16 protein-coding genes are annotated in these 16,972 nt (G+C 59.9%); 6 read left to right on the top strand and 10 right to left on the bottom strand.

Annotation, left to right across the window (positions count from 1 at the left end; genetic code table 11):
- Positions 1–10 precede the first annotated feature (10 nt).
- Genes ACIOU6_RS18595 through ACIOU6_RS18605 form a run of 3 tightly spaced genes read left to right on the top strand, consistent with a single transcriptional unit; the run spans position 11 to position 2,609 of the window.
- On the top strand, positions 11–1,090 hold the full coding sequence (locus ACIOU6_RS18595) for a heme A synthase (RefSeq protein WP_401138578.1): 1,080 nt from the start codon (positions 11–13) through the stop codon (positions 1,088–1,090).
- On the top strand, positions 1,078–1,977 hold the full coding sequence (gene cyoE / locus ACIOU6_RS18600) for a heme o synthase (RefSeq protein ID WP_221732281.1): 900 nt from the start codon (positions 1,078–1,080) through the stop codon (positions 1,975–1,977). Before ACIOU6_RS18595 ends, cyoE begins: the two co-directional genes overlap by 13 nt.
- Complete coding sequence (locus ACIOU6_RS18605) at positions 1,974–2,609, top strand: SCO family protein (protein WP_221732280.1); 636 nt, start codon at positions 1,974–1,976, stop codon at positions 2,607–2,609. The genes cyoE and ACIOU6_RS18605 overlap by 4 nt, the downstream gene beginning before the upstream one ends.
- A gap of 174 nt (positions 2,610–2,783) precedes the next feature.
- Here ACIOU6_RS18605 and ACIOU6_RS18610 read toward each other — a convergent pair whose 3' ends face one another.
- The 3 genes from ACIOU6_RS18610 to ACIOU6_RS18620 all read right to left on the bottom strand — a co-directional run bounded on the left by ACIOU6_RS18610 (position 2,784) and on the right by ACIOU6_RS18620 (position 5,317).
- The gene (locus ACIOU6_RS18610) at positions 2,784–3,557 is read right to left on the bottom strand and encodes a MetQ/NlpA family ABC transporter substrate-binding protein (protein ID WP_221732279.1); all 774 of its coding nucleotides are present in this window, start codon (positions 3,555–3,557) and stop codon (positions 2,784–2,786) included.
- 78 nt (positions 3,558–3,635) lie between these two features.
- Entirely contained in the window at positions 3,636–4,310 is a 675-nt protein-coding gene (locus tag ACIOU6_RS18615; RefSeq protein ID WP_221732278.1) for a methionine ABC transporter permease, read from the bottom strand.
- A complete protein-coding gene (locus tag ACIOU6_RS18620) occupies positions 4,310–5,317 on the bottom strand; it encodes a methionine ABC transporter ATP-binding protein (RefSeq protein ID WP_221732277.1) in 1,008 nt (335 codons plus the stop codon). The genes ACIOU6_RS18615 and ACIOU6_RS18620 overlap by 1 nt, the downstream gene beginning before the upstream one ends.
- A gap of 262 nt (positions 5,318–5,579) precedes the next feature.
- On the opposite strand from ACIOU6_RS18620, the gene katE reads away from it, so the two are divergent.
- The gene (gene katE, locus ACIOU6_RS18625; RefSeq protein ID WP_221732276.1) at positions 5,580–7,721 is read left to right on the top strand and encodes a catalase HPII; all 2,142 of its coding nucleotides are present in this window, start codon (positions 5,580–5,582) and stop codon (positions 7,719–7,721) included.
- A 124-nt stretch (positions 7,722–7,845) separates the two neighbouring features.
- Here katE and ACIOU6_RS18630 read toward each other — a convergent pair whose 3' ends face one another.
- Genes ACIOU6_RS18630 through ACIOU6_RS18645 form a run of 4 tightly spaced genes read right to left on the bottom strand, consistent with a single transcriptional unit; the run spans position 7,846 to position 10,645 of the window.
- Complete coding sequence (locus tag ACIOU6_RS18630) at positions 7,846–8,559, bottom strand: PA5502 family lipoprotein (RefSeq protein WP_221732275.1); 714 nt, start codon at positions 8,557–8,559, stop codon at positions 7,846–7,848.
- 37 nt (positions 8,560–8,596) lie between these two features.
- A complete protein-coding gene (znuB, locus tag ACIOU6_RS18635) occupies positions 8,597–9,385 on the bottom strand; it encodes a zinc ABC transporter permease subunit ZnuB (RefSeq protein WP_221732274.1) in 789 nt (262 codons plus the stop codon).
- Positions 9,378–10,163, bottom strand: coding sequence for a zinc ABC transporter ATP-binding protein ZnuC (znuC, locus tag ACIOU6_RS18640; RefSeq protein WP_339432373.1), 786 nt, complete (start codon positions 10,161–10,163; stop codon positions 9,378–9,380). The genes znuB and znuC overlap by 8 nt, the downstream gene beginning before the upstream one ends.
- Positions 10,163–10,645 (bottom strand): Fur family transcriptional regulator, encoded by a 483-nt coding sequence (locus ACIOU6_RS18645; RefSeq protein ID WP_166222181.1) that lies wholly within the window; start codon positions 10,643–10,645, stop codon positions 10,163–10,165. The genes znuC and ACIOU6_RS18645 overlap by 1 nt, the downstream gene beginning before the upstream one ends.
- A 66-nt stretch (positions 10,646–10,711) precedes the next feature.
- Here ACIOU6_RS18645 and znuA point away from each other — a divergent pair, with 66 nt between their 5' ends.
- On the top strand, positions 10,712–11,632 hold the full coding sequence (gene znuA / locus ACIOU6_RS18650) for a zinc ABC transporter substrate-binding protein ZnuA (RefSeq protein ID WP_401138579.1): 921 nt from the start codon (positions 10,712–10,714) through the stop codon (positions 11,630–11,632).
- A gap of 100 nt (positions 11,633–11,732) precedes the next feature.
- Here the strand turns inward: znuA and ACIOU6_RS18655 are convergent, their stop codons facing one another.
- Positions 11,733–12,686 carry a homoserine kinase gene (locus tag ACIOU6_RS18655; protein ID WP_221732271.1) on the bottom strand — a complete coding sequence of 318 codons (954 nt, stop codon included), beginning with the start codon at positions 12,684–12,686 and terminating at the stop codon, positions 11,733–11,735.
- Between the two features lie 60 nt (positions 12,687–12,746).
- The gene (locus tag ACIOU6_RS18660) at positions 12,747–13,037 is read right to left on the bottom strand and encodes a DUF2782 domain-containing protein (protein WP_221732270.1); all 291 of its coding nucleotides are present in this window, start codon (positions 13,035–13,037) and stop codon (positions 12,747–12,749) included.
- Positions 13,038–13,111: 74 nt separating this feature from the next.
- On the opposite strand from ACIOU6_RS18660, the gene polA reads away from it, so the two are divergent.
- The gene (gene polA, locus ACIOU6_RS18665) at positions 13,112–15,916 is read left to right on the top strand and encodes a DNA polymerase I (RefSeq protein WP_401138580.1); all 2,805 of its coding nucleotides are present in this window, start codon (positions 13,112–13,114) and stop codon (positions 15,914–15,916) included.
- Positions 15,917–16,249: 333 nt separating this feature from the next.
- Here the strand turns inward: polA and yihA are convergent, their stop codons facing one another.
- Positions 16,250–16,894, bottom strand: coding sequence for a ribosome biogenesis GTP-binding protein YihA/YsxC (gene yihA, locus ACIOU6_RS18670; protein WP_123455004.1), 645 nt, complete (start codon positions 16,892–16,894; stop codon positions 16,250–16,252).
- Positions 16,895–16,972 lie beyond the last annotated feature (78 nt).

Here is a 16,972-nt window from a genome sequence, read left to right on the forward strand (position 1 = left end):
GGGCATCGTCATGGCCAAACCTGGATTTCGCCTCGCGCTGTTTGCCACCCTGCTGGCACTGATTGTCGTGCTGCTCGGCGCCTACACGCGCCTGACCCACGCGGGCCTCGGCTGCCCGGACTGGCCAGGCTGCTACGGATTTATCAGCGTGCCGAAAAGCGAAACCCAACTGGCCCATGCCCAATTGCACTACCCCGACTCGCCGGTTGAGGCGCACAAGGGCTGGAACGAGATGATCCACCGCTATTTCGCCGGCACCCTTGGCCTGCTCATCTCGATCTTGGCCGCACGCGCCTGGGTCAATCGTCGGCACCCGGGACAACCGTTGAAATTACCGCTGTTTCTGTTGGCAGTGGTGTTCGCCCAAGCCGCGTTCGGCATGTGGACGGTGACGCTCAAGCTCTGGCCGCAAGTGGTCACCGGGCATTTGCTCGGCGGTTTTGCGACGTTGAGCCTGTTGTTTTTGCTGACCTTGAGATTGTCCGGCGTGCTACCGGCGCTGACCGTGCCCAAACGCTTGCAGTACTGGGCGACCGCTGGCCTGTTGCTGGTGATCGGCCAGATCGCGCTCGGTGGCTGGGTCAGCTCCAACTATGCCGCGGTGGCTTGCATCGACTTCCCGACCTGCCACGGCCAATGGCTACCGCCCGCCGATTTCGCCAACGGCTTTCACCTGACCCAACACATCGGCCCCAATTACCTGGGCGGACAACTCGACAGCGATGCGCGCACGGCGATTCACCTGACTCATCGCATCGGCGCGCTGCTGGTGACGCTGGTGCTGCTCGGCCTGGCCTGGCAACTGAAAGTGGTCGGCATGACGCGGCTGGCCGGGCTGGTGCTGATCGCCCTCGGCGCACAAATCACGCTTGGCATCAGCAACGTGATGTTCCATCTGCCACTGCCGGTGGCCGTGGCGCACAACGCCGGCGGCGCAGCGCTGTTGCTGACCTTGGTGCTGGTCAATTATCACGCGCGCACCAGTCTGGTCCGGGTCAGACAACCGGTGCTGGCGCGCTGGCGCCTGAGCCCACGTAAACACTGCGCTGCGCCCATCACCCTAAAAGGAGAAACGCCATGGCGATTCTGATTGGCGAACGTCCCACTCAGGCGATCTGGCGTGATTATCTGGAACTGACCAAACCAAAAGTCGTGGTGTTGATGCTGATCACCTCGCTGGTCGGCATGTTCCTCGCCACCCGCGCCGGGGTGCCGTGGACGGTGCTGGTGTTTGGCAATCTGGGTATTGCGCTGTGTGCCGGTGGCGCGGCGGCGGTTAATCATGTGGTGGATCGGCGTATCGATGCAGTGATGGCGCGCACACACAAACGGCCGCTGGCCGAAGGCCGGGTTTCGCCTGCCGCCGCATTGACCTTTGCGCTGGTACTGGCGCTGCTCGGTCAGGCGATGCTGCTGACTTTTACCAATGCGCTGACGGCGTGGCTGACGCTGGCCTCGTTGCTCGGTTACGCGGTGATCTACACCGGTTTTCTCAAACGCGCGACGCCGCAAAACATCGTCATCGGCGGCCTCGCCGGCGCCGCGCCACCGCTGCTCGGCTGGACCGCTGCCACCGGCCATGTCAGCGCCGAACCGTTACTGCTGGTGCTGATCATCTTCGCCTGGACCCCGCCGCACTTCTGGGCACTGGCGATCCACCGCAAAGAGGAATACGCCAAGGCCGATATTCCGATGCTGCCAGTCACCCACGGCGAGCACTACACCAAAGTGCACATTCTGCTGTACACCTTCGTTCTGCTGGCGGTCAGTCTGCTGCCGTATGTGATCCACATGAGCGGCGTGTTGTACCTGATCTGCGCCCTCGGTCTGGGCGCAAGGTTTCTGCAATGGGCCGTGGTGCTGTACCGTGGCACTCGGCCGCACGCGGCGATCAACACCTTCAAGTACTCTATTTATTACTTGTTCCTGTTGTTCATCGCCCTGCTCGTAGACCACTACTTACTGTTGAACCTATGACTCGAACCCAGAAAACCGTCTTCATCCTCGTCGCCGTGATCGCGCTGATCTTGGGCCTTACCGTTAACAAAGTGCTGAGCGGCAAGGGCCAGGGCGACCCCACCGCGCTGATCGACGCCGGTATCATCCTGCTGCCGCAAAGCCGCACCCTGCCGGACGTGACGATGACCGATCAGGACGGCAAACCGGTCGCGATCAATGAGCTCAAAGGCAAGTGGAGCCTGCTGTTCTTCGGCTACACCTTCTGCCCGGACATCTGCCCGACCACCCTCGCCCAACTGCGCCAGATCAAGAGCGAGTTGCCCAAAGAGGCTGTGGATAAGTTGCAGATCGTCCTGGTCAGCGTCGACCCGAATCGCGATAACCCCAAGCAGTTGAAGCAGTACCTGGGCTACTTCGATCCGCAGTTCATCGGCCTGACGCCGACCTCGATCGAAGAGCTGCAGAAAGTCGCCAACGCGGTGAGCATTCCGTTTATCCCGGCCGATACCAGCAAGCCTAATTACACGGTGGATCACAGCGGCAATCTGGCGGTAATCGGGCCGGACGGCACGCAGCGCGGGTTTATTCGGGCACCGTTGAACAACGCCAAACTGGTGGCGCAGTTGCCGGTGATGCTTAACCGCAAATAACACGCCACTGCCCCCTGTGGGAGCGAGCCTGCTCGCGAAGAGGTCGGCAGAGTCAACATCTACATTGCCTGACACACCGCTTTCGCGAGCAGGCTCGCTCCCACAAGGGACTGTGTTTTCGGGCACAAAAAAGGGGACGCACATGGCGTCCCCTTTTCGTTGCAGCAATCTGAATCAGAACGCCGGCAATACCGCGCCTTTGTACTTCTCGAGAATGAAGGCTTTGACTTCCGGGCTGTGCAGGGCAGCAGCGAGTTTCTTCATCGCGTCGCTGTCCTTGTTGTCCTCGCGGGACACTAGGATGTTCACGTAAGGCGAGTCGTTGCCTTCGATCACCAGCGCGTCCTTGGACGGATCAAGCTTGGCTTCCAGCGCGTAGTTGGTGTTGATCAGCGCCAGGTCGACCTGAGTCAGCACGCGCGGAATGGTCGCGGCTTCCAGTTCACGGATCTTCAGGTCTTTCGGGTTTTCGACGATGTCTTTGACGGTCGACAGGATGTTGTTCGAATCCTTCAACTTGATCACGCCAGCCTTGGCCAGCAGCAACAGCGCACGGCCGCCGTTGGTGGCGTCGTTCGGGATCACCACATTGGCGCCGCTTGGCAGGTCTTTCAGATCCTTGATCTTGCTGGAGTAAGCGCCCAGCGGCTCCAGATGCACGCCGGTCACAGCCACCAGGTGGGTGCCCTTGGCTTTGTTGAACTCATCGAGGTACGGCTGGTGCTGGAAGAAGTTGGCGTCCAGACGCTTTTCCGCGACCTGCACGTTCGGCTGAACGTAGTCGGTGAAGACTTTGACCTTCAGATCCACGCCTTCTTTGGCCAGAGCCGGCTTCACGAACTCGAGGATTTCAGCGTGCGGCACCGGAGTGGCGGCAACGGTCAGGGTTTCTTCTGCCTGGGCCGAAAAAGCCGCCACGGCGGCGAGGGCAACGATCAGTTTTTTCATTCAGCTAACTCCATTTGAGGCACCCGCTTGCGGCGCCTGCCAGCGAATGGCCGGCTCATTTATTAATGACGAAACCGGTTACTTGCGCGAGAAATGCACGACCAGTCTGTCACCTACCATTTGCAACACTTGCACCAGGATCAGCAGCAACACAACGGTGACGATCATCACGTCAGTCTGGAAACGCTGATAGCCGAACCGGATCGCCAGGTCACCCAGACCACCAGCGCCCACGACACCGGCCATGGCCGTGTAGGACACCAGGGTAATCGCCGTCACCGTAATCGCTGCGAAGATGCCCGGACGGGCCTCTGGCAGCAAGGCGTTGACGATGATCTGCCGGGTCGTCGCGCCCATCGACTGGGTCGCTTCGATGATGCCGCGATCGACTTCACGCAGGGCGGTTTCCACCAGACGCGCGAAGAACGGCGTTGCACCCACCACCAACGGCGGAATCGCACCGGCCACACCCAGCGACGTGCCGGTGATCAGCACCGTGAACGGGATCATCACGATCAACAGAATAATGAACGGCAGCGAACGCAGAATGTTCACCGCCAGCGACAACATGGCGTAGACGCCTTTGGCTTCGAGTAACTGACGCGGGCTGCACAAGAACAGCAACACGCCCAGCGGCAAACCGAGCAACACGGTGAACAGCAGCGAACCGCCGAGCATCAGCAGGGTGTCGCCAGTCGCCAACCAGATTTCAAACCAGTCGATGTTTTCGAAGAAAGTCTTGAGCAGTTCCATTAACGCAGCACCTCCATGTGAACGTCAGCGGCAGTGAAACGGGCGAACGCCGCTTCCATGTCGCCACCGGTGACGGCGAGGGTCAATTGCCCGTACGGAATGTCTTTGATGCGGTCGATGCGACCGGCAAGGATGCTGTAGTCGACCCCGGTTTCCCGGGCGACGGTACCGAGCAACGGCGCGTAGGTCGCTTCGCCCTGGAAGGTCAGACGCACGATACGACCCGGCACATGAGCGAAGTCATCGCGCTGTTCGTTGTCGTCGACCTGCTCGCTTTCCTGAACGAAACGCTTGGTGGTCGGGTGCTGCGGGTGCAGGAACACATCAGCCACCGGACCTTGCTCGACGATCACGCCGGCATCCATCACGCCAACCTGGTCGCACACGCGACGGATCACATCCATCTCGTGAGTGATCAGGACGATGGTCAGTTTCAGCTCGCGATTGATCTCGGCCAGCAGTTGCAGGACCGACGCGGTGGTCTGCGGGTCAAGGGCGCTGGTGGCTTCGTCGCAGAGCAGAATCTTGGGTTTGGTCGCCAGGGCGCGGGCAATGCCGACGCGCTGCTTCTGGCCGCCGGACAATTGCGCCGGGTACTTCTTGGCGTGGTCGGACAGACCGACCCGCGCCAGCAACTCGGCCACACGCTTGTCGATTTCACTGCTCGACAGCTCGCCGGCCAGGGTCAGCGGCAGCGCAACGTTGTCAGCCACAGTCTTGGACGCGAGCAAGTTGAAGTGCTGGAAGATCATCCCGACTTGCTGACGGAAACGACGCAGGCCGTTGGCGTCCAGCGCGGTGACTTCTTCGCCGTCGACGATGATTTTGCCGCCACTGGATTCTTCCAGGCGATTGATCAGACGCAGCAGGGTACTTTTGCCCGCACCGGAATGACCGATCAGGCCAAAGACCTGACCGTTCTCGATCGAGAGGCTGGTCGGGTGCAGGGCGGGAATGTCCTTACCGGCGACGCGGTAAGTCTTGTGGACGTTTTGAAACTCGATCACGTAGCGAACCTTGTGGGGCGCGTTAGAAAAGGATCAGCGTTTAGCCGGGCGCGCATTTTAGCCTGTCCGTATAGAGGTTCTTAGCATTTATTTCTCAATTAACCTTCGATTTGGCAATAACAAGATCAAAGGTCATAAAAAAGGAACGCTCAAAATCCTCGTCAGTCACTAGGTAAGCGACTTGAAAACCCTGGGTGCCGTGCCCGGGAACCACTCAAGAGCCCCCGGCAAGCCTCGGGGTCAAACGAGGAGTTTACGTCTGATGAGCAGTAAGAAGCCCACCGCTGACAAAAGCCAACTGGCCGGAACCGATACCAAGGATCGCGCCAACACCAACGCCAAGCTCGAAAGCCTGGAGACATTCCGTTCTGACGCCACCGGCCAAGCTCTGCGCACCAATCAGGGCGTAAAAATTGCCGACAACCAGAACACCCTGACGGCCGGCGCCCGCGGGCCGTCGCTGCTCGAAGATTTCATCATGCGTGAAAAGATCACGCACTTTGACCACGAGCGGATTCCAGAACGCATCGTCCACGCCCGCGGCACCGGAGCCCATGGCTTCTTTCAGGCCTATGAAAATCATGCCGATCTGACCAAGGCTGGCTTCCTACAAGATCCGGGGAAGAAAACTCCGGTGTTCGTGCGTTTTTCCACGGTGCAGGGGCCACGCGGCTCCGGTGATACCGTGCGTGACGTGCGCGGTTTCGCGGTGAAGTTCTTCACCGATGAAGGTAACTTCGACCTGGTCGGCAACAACATGCCGGTGTTTTTCATTCAGGATGCGATCAAGTTTCCCGACTTCGTCCATGCGGTGAAACCCGAGCCCCACAACGAAATCCCTACCGGCGGTTCGGCCCATGACACCTTCTGGGATTTCGTCTCGCTGGTCCCGGAATCGGCGCACATGGTTATTTGGGCAATGTCCGACCGGGCGATCCCGAAAAGCCTGCGCAGCATGCAGGGCTTCGGCATCCACACCTTCCGTTTGATCAACGCCGAAGGCAAATCGCGCTTCGTCAAATTCCACTGGCGCCCTACCGCCGGCACTTGCTCGTTGGTGTGGGATGAGGCGCAGAAACTCGCCGGCAAGGACACGGACTACCACCGTCGCGACCTTTGGGAATCGATCGAGATGGGCGACTACCCGGAATGGGAACTGGGCGTACAGATCATCGAGGAGGAAAACGAGCACGACTTCGATTTCGACATCCTCGACCCGACCAAGTTGATCCCCGAAGAAATCGTGCCGATCACGCCGCTGGGCAAAATGACCCTCAACCGCAATCCGGACAATTACTTTGCCGAGACTGAACAGGTTGCGTTCTGTCCGGGCCACATCGTCCCGGGAATCGACTTTTCCAATGATCCATTGCTACAAGGTCGCCTGTTTTCCTACACCGACACGCAAATCAGCCGACTCGGCGGGCCGAATTTTCACGAACTGCCGATCAATCGCCCGGTGGCGCCGTTCCACAACGGTCAGCGCGATGCTCAGCACCGCACGGTGATCGACAAGGGCCGTGCGTCCTACGAGCCGAACTCGATTGATGGCGGCTGGCCGAAAGAAACCCCGCCGGCTGCGCAGGACGGTGGTTTCGAGAGCTATCCGGAACGCATTGACGCCAACAAGATCCGCCAGCGCAGCGAGTCGTTCAGCGATCACTTCTCTCAAGCACGGTTGTTCTTTCACAGCATGAGCAAGCATGAGCAAGAACACATCATTTCTGCTTACAGCTTTGAGTTGGGCAAGGTCGAGCGGGAATTCATCCGTGCGCGTCAGGTGAACGAAATTCTGGCCAACATCGACCTGGAACTGGCCAAGCGAGTGGCCGAGAACCTCGGTTTGCCGGCGCCAGCCAAAGGCACGATTGAGGTGCGCAAAACGTCACCGGATCGATCCCCGGCACTGAGTCAGGCGAATCTGTTGCCGGAGAACATCAAGACGCGAAAAGTAGCGATTCTTGCGGCCAACGGCGTCGATGGTGCGGCGATTGACGCCATGAAGAAAGCGCTTGAAGCACAAGGTGCGCACGCCAAACTGCTCGGGCCGACGTCGGCACCCGTCAAAACCGCTGATGGCAAAAGCCTGCCGGTGGATGCCTCGATGGAAGGTATGCCTTCGGTGATCTTTGATGCGGTGTTCGTACCGGGTGGCGCGGCATCGATCAAGGCGTTGAGCGGTGACGGCGTGGCGTTGCACTACCTGCTGGAGGCGTACAAGCATTTGAAGGCGATTGCGTTGCAGGGTGACGCCAAGCAGTTGCTGGATGTGCTGAAGCTGGAGGCGGATGCCGGGCTGCTTGAGGGCAAGGATGTTGGTGCGCTGACCAAACCGTTCTTTGCCGCGATCGGGCAGCATCGGGTTTGGGCGCGCGAGCCCAAGGCGAAAGCCATTCCGGCCTAAAAGTCATTCACTGACTGAAGGGACGCCTTCGCGAGCAAGCCCGCTCCCACTCTGGATCTGCGTCGAACACAAAATTTGTGGGCACAGAAGATCAAGGGTGGGAGCGGGCTTGCTTGCGAAGCTTTTAGGGCTTTTTCGGACTTAGAACCATCTGCGCCGGCACCGTGCGCAAAATCTGTTTCTCGATTTTCAGATCGAAATCCGGATTCAATTTCTTCACCCGCTTGGTCAGCAACGTCGCCAACCAAGGGTAATCATTGGTGCGGGGCGCCTGAATGCTCACTGCACATTCGTAATTCACCACATCGGCGGCGATCGCATCGAGTTGCCGACGAAGTTTGCGACTATCGGTGATGTTCAGCGCAACCGTAGTGCTCTCGGCGGTCGGATCAATCACCTTGGCTTTCGGCTTGGCTTCGGCTGCCAACAACGCTGCTTCGGCCTTTTCCAGCTCGGCCTTGCGCGCTTGGGTGATGGCACCGTTGACGCCACCGGTCAGCGCTGGCGCTTTCGGCATCAACGCACGCGCACGGCTCAACGCGGTAGCGGCAGCATTCACGTCACCCTTCTGCAGCACGATCTGGCTACGACGCAGATACGCCTCGGCCAATTGCCGCTGATAATGCTCAAGGGATTGATCGTTGGGGGTTTCGGCCTGCATGGCGGCCAACTGGTCTTCGGCAGTGGCCAATTCGCTGCTGGCCAGGCTTTGCTCCAGCTGTGCGATGGCCGTAGCTCGCGCATCGGGGACTTCAGCCACCGGTGGCGTGCTTTGGCAGGCGCCCAGCAGCAGTGAAAATGCGACAAGGAGCAGATAACGGGAGGCGAACGGCTTCATTCCTGCGACTCTCTATTTGCGCAAAAAGCGAGCAAGTCTACACCCCTCGACGGGGCAGAACAAAACTCAGCAGAAACAGTGCGGCCGCCGTCACAACGATTGACGGGCCGGCCGGGGTGTCCTTGAACCACGACAGCGCCAGGCCGCCACACACCGCGAGCATGCCCAGCAGGCTTGCGCCCACGGCCATTTGCTCCGGTGAACGGGCATGACGCTGTGCCGCAGCCGCCGGAATGATCAACAACGAGGTAATCAGCAACACACCGACGATTTTCATCGCCACCGCGATCACCACCGCAATCAACAGCATCAGCGCCATGCGCAGACCGGCCACCGGCAGGCCTTCGACTTTGGCCAACTCTTCATGCACGGTGATCGCCAGCAATGGGCGCCACAGTGCCACCAGCAACACCAGCACCGCCGCGCTGCCGCCGAGGATCCACGCCAGATCGGTCGGGCTGATCGCCAGCAGGTCGCCGAACAGATAGGCCATCAGGTCGATCCGCACTTCATGCATGAAGCTTAGTACCACCAGCCCGAGAGAGAGCGTGCTCGGTGCGAGAATTCCCAAAAGCGTGTCGGACGCCAGTGGCTGGCGCTGTTGCAACGTCACCAGCAGCACCGCCAGCAGCAGGCAACCGACCGTTACGGCAACCGTTGGGCTGACATCCAGCACAAAGCCCAAGGCCACCCCCAACAGGGCCGCATGCGACAACGTATCGCCGAAATAGGCCATGCGCCGCCAGACCACGAAAGACCCCAACGGCCCGGCAACCAGCGCCAGCGCCAGACCTGCAAGCAGGGCATACAACAGAAAATCAGCCATGCTTGCAGTTGTCTCCATGAACGTGGGGTTGGCCCGAAACCGGGCCCTTGACCACCGAACCGTGCAGGTCGTGGGCGTGGTCATGATGGTGGTGATAGATCGCCAGGCTCTGCGCGTTTTTGCCGAACAACTCGACGAACGCCGGATCGCCGCTGACTTGCTCGGGGTGCCCGGAGCAGCAGACGTGACGGTTGAGGCAGACCACCTGATCGGTGGTGCTCATCACCAGATGCAAATCGTGAGAAACCATCAGCACACCGCAGCCATGCCGGTCGCGCAGCCGGGTGATCAGGCTGTACAACTCGGCCTGACCGGCAACGTCGACGCCTTGCACCGGTTCGTCGAGCACTAACAGTTCCGGTTCGCGCAGCAGCGCCCGGGCCAGCAGCACGCGCTGCATTTCACCGCCGGAAACGCTTTGTACCGGGCTGTCGATGACGTGTTCGGCGCCCACTTCCTTCAACGCCGCCAGCGCACGCGGGCGATCGACGCCCGGCACCAGGCGCAGAAAGCGCAGCACCGAGAGCGGCAGGGTCGGGTCGACATGAAGTTTTTGCGGCATATAGCCGACGCGCAGCTTCGGCTTGCGCCAGACGCTGCCGCTGTCCGGCTTCAACAACCCGAGCACGGCGCGCACCAGCGTGGTCTTGCCGGCGCCGTTGGGGCCGATCAGGGTGACGATCTGCCCCGGCTCGACGCTCAAATCGATGTTGTCCAGCACGGTCTGCCCGGCAAACGTGACAGCGACCTGCTCCAGACGGATCAGCGCGTTGCTCATCAAGCCCCCTGGCAACCGGAGCACAGGCCGACCACTTCGACGGTCTGTGCCTCGACGATGAAGCCGACGTCCCTGGCGCTGTTGATGATCGCGTCGCTGATCACTTTTTGCTCAAGTTCGATGGCGGCGTGGCAATCACGGCAGATCAGGAACTGGCCTTGGTGCGCGTGCTCCGGGTGGACGCAGCCGACGAAGGCGTTGAGCGAGGAGATGCGATGCACCAGGCCGTTTTCCAAAAGGAAATCCAGCGCGCGGTACACGGTCGGCGGCGCGGCGCGGCGGCCGTCCTGCTCGCTGAGTACCGCGAGGATGTCATAAGCGCCCAGCGGCTTGTGGCTCTGCCACACCAGCTCCAGTACCCGGCGGCGCAATGCGGTCAGGCGCAGGCCTTTCTGGGCGCACAAGGTATCGGCCTCGGACAAAGCGCTGTGCACGCAATGAGAGTGGTCGTGGGGACGGCTGGCAATCGGAGTAATGGGCATGGGCGGCGACGAGTTTTGATAGAGACGTTATTATGTTACCCGTTCTCGCCTCCTTGAGTGGTCATCGTGTCCCGAATTTTTTCTGTTTTTGTGGCGTTTGTCGCCAGTTTCCTGCTGATCGGTTCGGCTCAGGCCGAGGTCAAAGTCCTCACCAGCATCAAACCTTTGCAGTTGATTGCAGCGGCGGTGCAGGACGGCGTGGCGATTCCCGAAGTGCTACTGCCGCCGGGCGCGTCGCCGCATAACTATGCCCTGCGCCCATCCGACGTACGGAAGGTGCAATCGGTGGACCTGCTCTACTGGATCGGCCCGGACATGGAAGGTTTCCTGCCGCGCGTGCTGAGCGGTCGAAAGCTGCCGAGCGTGGCGGTGCAGGATTTGCCGGGATTGAAATTGCGTCATTTCGCTGAAGACAGCCATTCCCACTCCGAAGACGCCGATGAGCATGATCACGATCACCGTCCGGGCACGCTGGACGCGCATTTGTGGCTATCGCCGGTGAACGCACGCGTTATTGCCGACAAAATGGCAACGGATCTAAGCGCCGCCGACCCGGCCAATGCCGAGCGCTATCAGCACAACGCCAAAGCGTTCGATGAGCGACTGGATGCTTTGGACCAGCGGCTCAAGAAGCGTCTGGCCAGCATTGAAGGCAAACCGTACTTCGTTTTTCACGAAGCGTTTGATTACTTCGAAGACGCTTACGGCTTGAAGCACACCGGCGTGTTCAGCGTAGCGGCGCAAGTGCAACCCGGCGCGCAACACGTGGCGGCGATGCGCACACGCTTGCAGGAAATCGGCAAGACGTGTGTATTCAGCGAGCCGCCACTGCGCCCGCGTCTGGCGGAAACACTGGTGGCAGGTCTGCCGGTAAAACTGGCGGAACTCGATGCGCTGGGCGGTTACACCTCGGCGACTGCTCAGGGGTATGAGCAGGTGCTGGAAAAATTGGGCAATGATCTGGCCGGCTGCCTGGAATCTCTCTAAACCCGGCATCTGTGTTGGCCCATTCGCGAGCAAGCCCGCTCCACCTTGGTTCTGTGTCATGCACAAATCCAAGGTGGGAGCGGGCTTGCTCGCGAAGCTTTTAAAGGGCAAACGGTAGAGGCGTGTTGACCTGCTGGCGCTGCGCCAACCGCTGCTCAAACTCTTGCGGATCGTGAATCAACACGTCCTGACCGGCAAACTGTTCGGCCGCGATCAACCGCGACAGCCAGAACCGCACACACGCCACGCGCAGCATCGTCGGCCACAACTCAGCCTCCGCCGCCGTGAACGGCCGCAGCGCCGCATAGGCACCGAGGAAAGCGCGGGCACGCGGACCATCGATCAAGCCGTCATCGTCCGAACACCAGTCGTTCAAGGCAATCGCCACGTCATACAGCATCGGCCCCGAGCAGGCGTTGTAGAAATCGATCAGACCGGTCAGGTGCGTGCCTTCGAACATCGCATTGTCGCGGAACAGGTCGGCGTGGATATTGGCCCGTGGCAACGCGAGAATTTTTTCTTTCTGCGCAGTGATCTCATCCAGCGCCTTGTGCAGCAGCGCACGCGGCTCGTCGCTCAGATGCGAGAGAAACTCGTTGCCCTCTTTCAGCATCCAGTCCAGGCCACGGTCGGTCTTGCGCTTGATCATTCGTTCGCCCTGAGTCGCCAGGTGCAGATGCGCCTGCAACTCGCCGACCTGCGCGCAATGCTGAGCATTGGCGACCTTGATGTGCTTGCCGGCCAGGCGTGGTTGCAGCAGCGCCGGTTTGCCCTTGAGCTCCCGCAACGCCTCGCCTTCGGTGGTGCGCAGTGCGTAAGGCACCGGCAAATCGGCTTCGTGCAGCACGTCGAGCAGGTCGATGAAGAACGGCATCTCCTGCACCGGGCCGCGCTCGACCAAGGTCAGGACAAACTCGCCCTGCTCCAGGCTGATAAAGAAATTGGTGTTTTCGCTGCCGGCGGCGATCCCCTGGAAATCAAGCAGACGGCCAAGCCCGTAAGGGGCGAGAAAGGTTTCCAGCTCAGGCCGAGCCAGGGGAGTGAACACAGACATGGTTAAAAACTGCTCAGTTCGGGCGCCGCCAGTACAGCGGCGCCGATTAAGTTTAAGAGACTACTTCCATTCGAAAATCTTCCATGACGGAATCAGCATATCCGGCTGATCCGAGCGGATGAAGTTTGCATCCGTCCCGTCTGCACGCACCAGAAAGTAGGGCGGCGCGCCCTTCACGGTGACTTTGATCGCATACAGGAAACCGTTTTGCCGGTACTCCTGAATGGTTTTGTCGCCTTCGGTGCGAATGGTAACTTCCGGATCCGCTGACGGCGCATCATCTGCCGCCATTGCGGCCAACGGTGAGACAGCAATCAAACTGACCAGCAGCAAGCGATTTAACGTACGCATGATAACCTTGTCCCTTTGTCGTCAACGGTCCCGCTATTCTAGCGCCGGGCCCGCCGAAAAGGTTGATTCTGCTCATGAGCCAAGCCCCCCTCGTCCTGGTGGACGGTTCGTCTTACCTGTACCGCGCTTTCCACGCCCTGCCCCCGTTGACCACCTCCAAAGGCCTGCCGACCGGCGCGGTCAAGGGTGTGCTGAACATGCTCAAGAGTCTGCGCAAGCAGTACCCAGACAGCCCGTTCGCCGTGGTGTTCGACGCCAAGGGCGGGACCTTTCGCGATGAGATGTACGCCGAATACAAGGCCAATCGCCCCAGCATGCCCGACGACATGCGCGTGCAGATCGAGCCGCTGCACCAGAGCGTGATCGCCCTCGGCTTCCCGCTGCTGTGCGTGGAAGGCGTCGAGGCTGACGACGTGATCGGCACCCTGGCCCGCAGCAGCGCGGCGGCGGATCGCCCGGTGGTCATCTCCACCGGCGACAAGGACATGGCGCAACTGGTCGATGGCCACATTACCTTGGTCAACACCATGTCCGGTAGTTCGATGGACGTGGAGGGCGTGAAGGAGAAATTCGGCGTCGCTCCAGAGCAGATCATCGATTATCTGGCGTTGATGGGCGATTCTTCCGACAACATTCCGGGCGTTCCGGGTATCGGCCCCAAAACGGCTTCCGGCCTGCTGGTCGGCGTTAACGGCGGCCTCACCGAGTTGTATGCGAATCTCGACATCGTGCCGACCCTGCCGATTCGCGGCGCCAAAACCCTGCCGGCCAAGCTCGAAGAGCACAAGGAGATGGCGTTCCTCTCCTATCAACTGGCGACCATCAAGATCGACGTGCCGCTGGACGTCGAACTCGACGATTTGCAGATGCGCGCCGAAGATCCGGCCAAGCTCTACGAGCTTTACACGCTGCTGGAATTCAAGAGCTGGATCAACGATCTCGATCGCGATGCCAAACGACTGGAATTGAGCAGCGCTGCGGCGCCTGAGCCGGCAGGCGATCTGTTCAGCACGCCGGAGGCCGAGACCCCGGCCGCTCCGGCCCAAGCCGCCTATGAAACCATCCTCGATCAGGCGCGTTTTGACGTCTGGCTGGAAAAACTCAAGAACGCCAAGCTGTTCGCCTTCGACACCGAAACCACCGGCATCGACGCGCAGCAGGCGCAACTGGTCGGTCTGTCGTTCGCTGTGCAGGCCAACGAAGCGGCCTACATTCCGCTGACTCACTCTTACATCGGCGTGCCTGAGCAACTGGATCGCGACACCGTGCTGCGCGCGCTCAAGCCCATTCTGGAAGACCCGAACAAGCTCAAGGTCGGCCAGCACGCCAAGTTCGACATGAATATTCTGGCCAACTGCGCCATCGGCGGTGATCAGAACGAAGGCATCACCGTGCGCGGCATCGCCTTCGACACAATGCTTGAGTCCTACGTGCTCAACTCCACCGCCACCCGTCACGACATGGACAGCCTGGCGCAGAAGTACCTGGATCACACCACTGTGAGTTTCCAGGACATCGCCGGCAAAGGCGCCAAACAGCTGACGTTCGACCAGATTGCGCTGGAGCAGGCCGGGCCGTATGCCGCCGAAGACGCCGACATCACCCTGCGTCTGCACCAGACGTTGTTCGAAAAACTCAGCGCGATCCCAAGCCTGGCCAGCGTGCTGACCGACATCGAAATCCCGCTGGTGCCGGTGTTGGCGCGCATCGAGCGCCAAGGCGCGTTCGTCGATGCCGAACTGCTCGGCATCCAGAGTATTGAATTGGGTAACAAAATGGTCGCACTGGAGCGCGAAGCGTTCGAGATCGCGGGGGAAGAATTCAACCTTGGCTCGCCCAAGCAACTGGGCGTGATTCTCTACGAGAAACTCGGCCTGCCGGTGCTAAAGAAAACCGCCAAGGGCCAGCCATCCACCGCTGAAGAAGTGTTGGCGAAACTGGCCGAGGACGATCACCGCTTGCCCAAAGTGCTGATGGAACACCGTTCCATGAGCAAGCTGAAAAGCACTTACACCGATCGCCTGCCGGAGCAGATCAACCCGCGTACCGGGCGCATCCACACGTCGTACCATCAGGCTGTGGCCTCGACCGGTCGTTTGTCCTCCAGCGATCCAAACCTGCAGAACATTCCGGTGCGTACCGCTGAAGGCCGGCGCATACGTCAGGCGTTCGTCGCGCCAAAAGGCTACAAACTGCTGGCGGCGGACTATTCGCAGATCGAACTGCGGATCATGGCGCACCTGTCCAAGGACGAAGGTTTGATGAACGCCTTCCGCAACAATCTGGACGTGCATACCGCAACCGCTGCCGAAGTGTTCAAGGTGGAGCTCAACGAAGTCACTTCCGACCAGCGCCGCGGCGCCAAAGCGATCAACTTCGGTCTGATCTACGGCATGGGCGCACAAAAACTCGGCAAGGACATCGGCGTCGACACCAAGACCGCCAAGGCTTACATCGATACCTACTTCGCCCGTTATCCGGGTGTTCGCGAGTACATGGATCGCACCCGCGCCCAAGCGGCGGATCAAGGTTATGTCGAAACCTTCTTCGGCCGCCGCCTGTACCTGCCGGAGATTAACTCCAACAAGCCACAGGAACGCGCAGCCGCCGAACGCACGGCAATCAACGCGCCTATGCAGGGTACAGCGGCAGACATCATCAAGAAGGCCATGGTGGCGGTGGATAACTGGCTGGCGACGTCCGGACTGGACGCCAAAGTCATCCTGCAGGTGCACGATGAACTGGTACTGGAGGTTCGCGAGGATCTGGTCGAGCAGGTCAGCGCCGAGATTCGCGTGCACATGAGCGAAGCGGCGAAACTGGATGTGCCGTTGCTGGTGGAAGTCGGCGTGGGCAACAACTGGGATGAGGCTCACTGAGCCAGTTGAAACCGGCTCTGCTGCGGCATGACGTCGCGGCAGAGCCCGGAAAATGCGCTTAGTCCGAAAAGCTCTTGGGATTATTCCAAAGCTTTTTGAAAAAAATCTGAACTAATCTGGAAGAACATCACTCAGAGTTACTGAATGGCTGGTGAAGCCCTTCGATGCTCCTATGTTGTGTTAAGTGTTGGCAGATATCTGAACCCCGCCCTAGCGGTTCGGAACTTGAACCCCGGAATTTCTCCCTCCCCAAATGAAATCCGGGGCTTTTTTTGCCCAAAAATTGCCTGCGACGCCCTTGCCAGAAGGCGCCACAGACAATTTTGCAATCACTTACTCAGCCGCTGCTTCAGCGCCCTTGTCAGCCAATTCCATCCAGCCTGCCAACACAGTGTAGGCCTCTTCCAGGCCCATGCGTTTTGGCGCCGAGAACAGCTGGATAGTGACCAGATCACCCCAACCCTTGCGAATTTCCGACTGCACTTTGAGCAGCGTGTTCTTGGCCGCGCCGTAAGTCAGTTTGTCGGCCTTGGTCAGCAGAATATGCATCGGCATGCCGGCCGCAACGGCCCAGTCGAGCATCAACAGGTCGAAGTCGGTCATTGGATGACGGATGTCCATCATCAGAATCAAACCCTTCAAACTCTCGCGTCCACCGAGGTAAGCCTCAAGGTGACGCTGCCAGTGCTGCTTGAGCGGGATCGGCACTTTTGCATAACCGTAGCCCGGAAGGTCGACCAGACGCCGATCATCGTCTAGCTTGAAGAAGTTCAACAGCTGCGTGCGACCCGGGGTTTTCGAGGTGCGCGCCAGGCTGGCGTGAGTCAGGGTGTTCAGGGCGCTGGATTTGCCGGCGTTGGAACGACCGGCGAAAGCCACTTCAAAGCCTTCGTCGTCGGGGCATTGATCGACTTTGGCGGCACTGAGCATGAACGTGGACTGTTGGCACAGGCCGAGGATGGGATTCTTGAGTTGCATGAGATTTCCGATGTGGGCGGCGACTGGATTGGGCTCGGAACGCGGTGTCGCTTCCGTTTCAGTGACGCCAGAATATAA

It is taken from the genome of Pseudomonas sp. NPDC087615 (assembly GCF_044743445.1).
Lineage (GTDB): Bacteria > Pseudomonadota > Gammaproteobacteria > Pseudomonadales > Pseudomonadaceae > Aquipseudomonas > Aquipseudomonas baetica_A.

Coding starts and splice junctions, on each gene's coding strand:
- ACIOU6_RS18595 (WP_401138578.1), top strand. CDS start 11: ATGGCCAAACCTGGATTTCGCCTCGCGCTGTTTGCCACCCTGCTGGCA.
- cyoE (WP_221732281.1), top strand. CDS start 1,078: ATGGCGATTCTGATTGGCGAACGTCCCACTCAGGCGATCTGGCGTGAT.
- ACIOU6_RS18605 (WP_221732280.1), top strand. CDS start 1,974: ATGACTCGAACCCAGAAAACCGTCTTCATCCTCGTCGCCGTGATCGCG.
- ACIOU6_RS18610 (WP_221732279.1), bottom strand. CDS start 3,557: ATGAAAAAACTGATCGTTGCCCTCGCCGCCGTGGCGGCTTTTTCGGCC.
- ACIOU6_RS18615 (WP_221732278.1), bottom strand. CDS start 4,310: ATGGAACTGCTCAAGACTTTCTTCGAAAACATCGACTGGTTTGAAATC.
- katE (WP_221732276.1), top strand. CDS start 5,580: ATGAGCAGTAAGAAGCCCACCGCTGACAAAAGCCAACTGGCCGGAACC.
- ACIOU6_RS18630 (WP_221732275.1), bottom strand. CDS start 8,559: ATGAAGCCGTTCGCCTCCCGTTATCTGCTCCTTGTCGCATTTTCACTG.
- znuB (WP_221732274.1), bottom strand. CDS start 9,385: ATGGCTGATTTTCTGTTGTATGCCCTGCTTGCAGGTCTGGCGCTGGCG.
- znuC (WP_339432373.1), bottom strand. CDS start 10,163: ATGAGCAACGCGCTGATCCGTCTGGAGCAGGTCGCTGTCACGTTTGCC.
- ACIOU6_RS18645 (WP_166222181.1), bottom strand. CDS start 10,645: ATGCCCATTACTCCGATTGCCAGCCGTCCCCACGACCACTCTCATTGC.
- ACIOU6_RS18655 (WP_221732271.1), bottom strand. CDS start 12,686: ATGTCTGTGTTCACTCCCCTGGCTCGGCCTGAGCTGGAAACCTTTCTC.
- ACIOU6_RS18660 (WP_221732270.1), bottom strand. CDS start 13,037: ATGCGTACGTTAAATCGCTTGCTGCTGGTCAGTTTGATTGCTGTCTCA.
- polA (WP_401138580.1), top strand. CDS start 13,112: ATGAGCCAAGCCCCCCTCGTCCTGGTGGACGGTTCGTCTTACCTGTAC.
- yihA (WP_123455004.1), bottom strand. CDS start 16,894: ATGCAACTCAAGAATCCCATCCTCGGCCTGTGCCAACAGTCCACGTTC.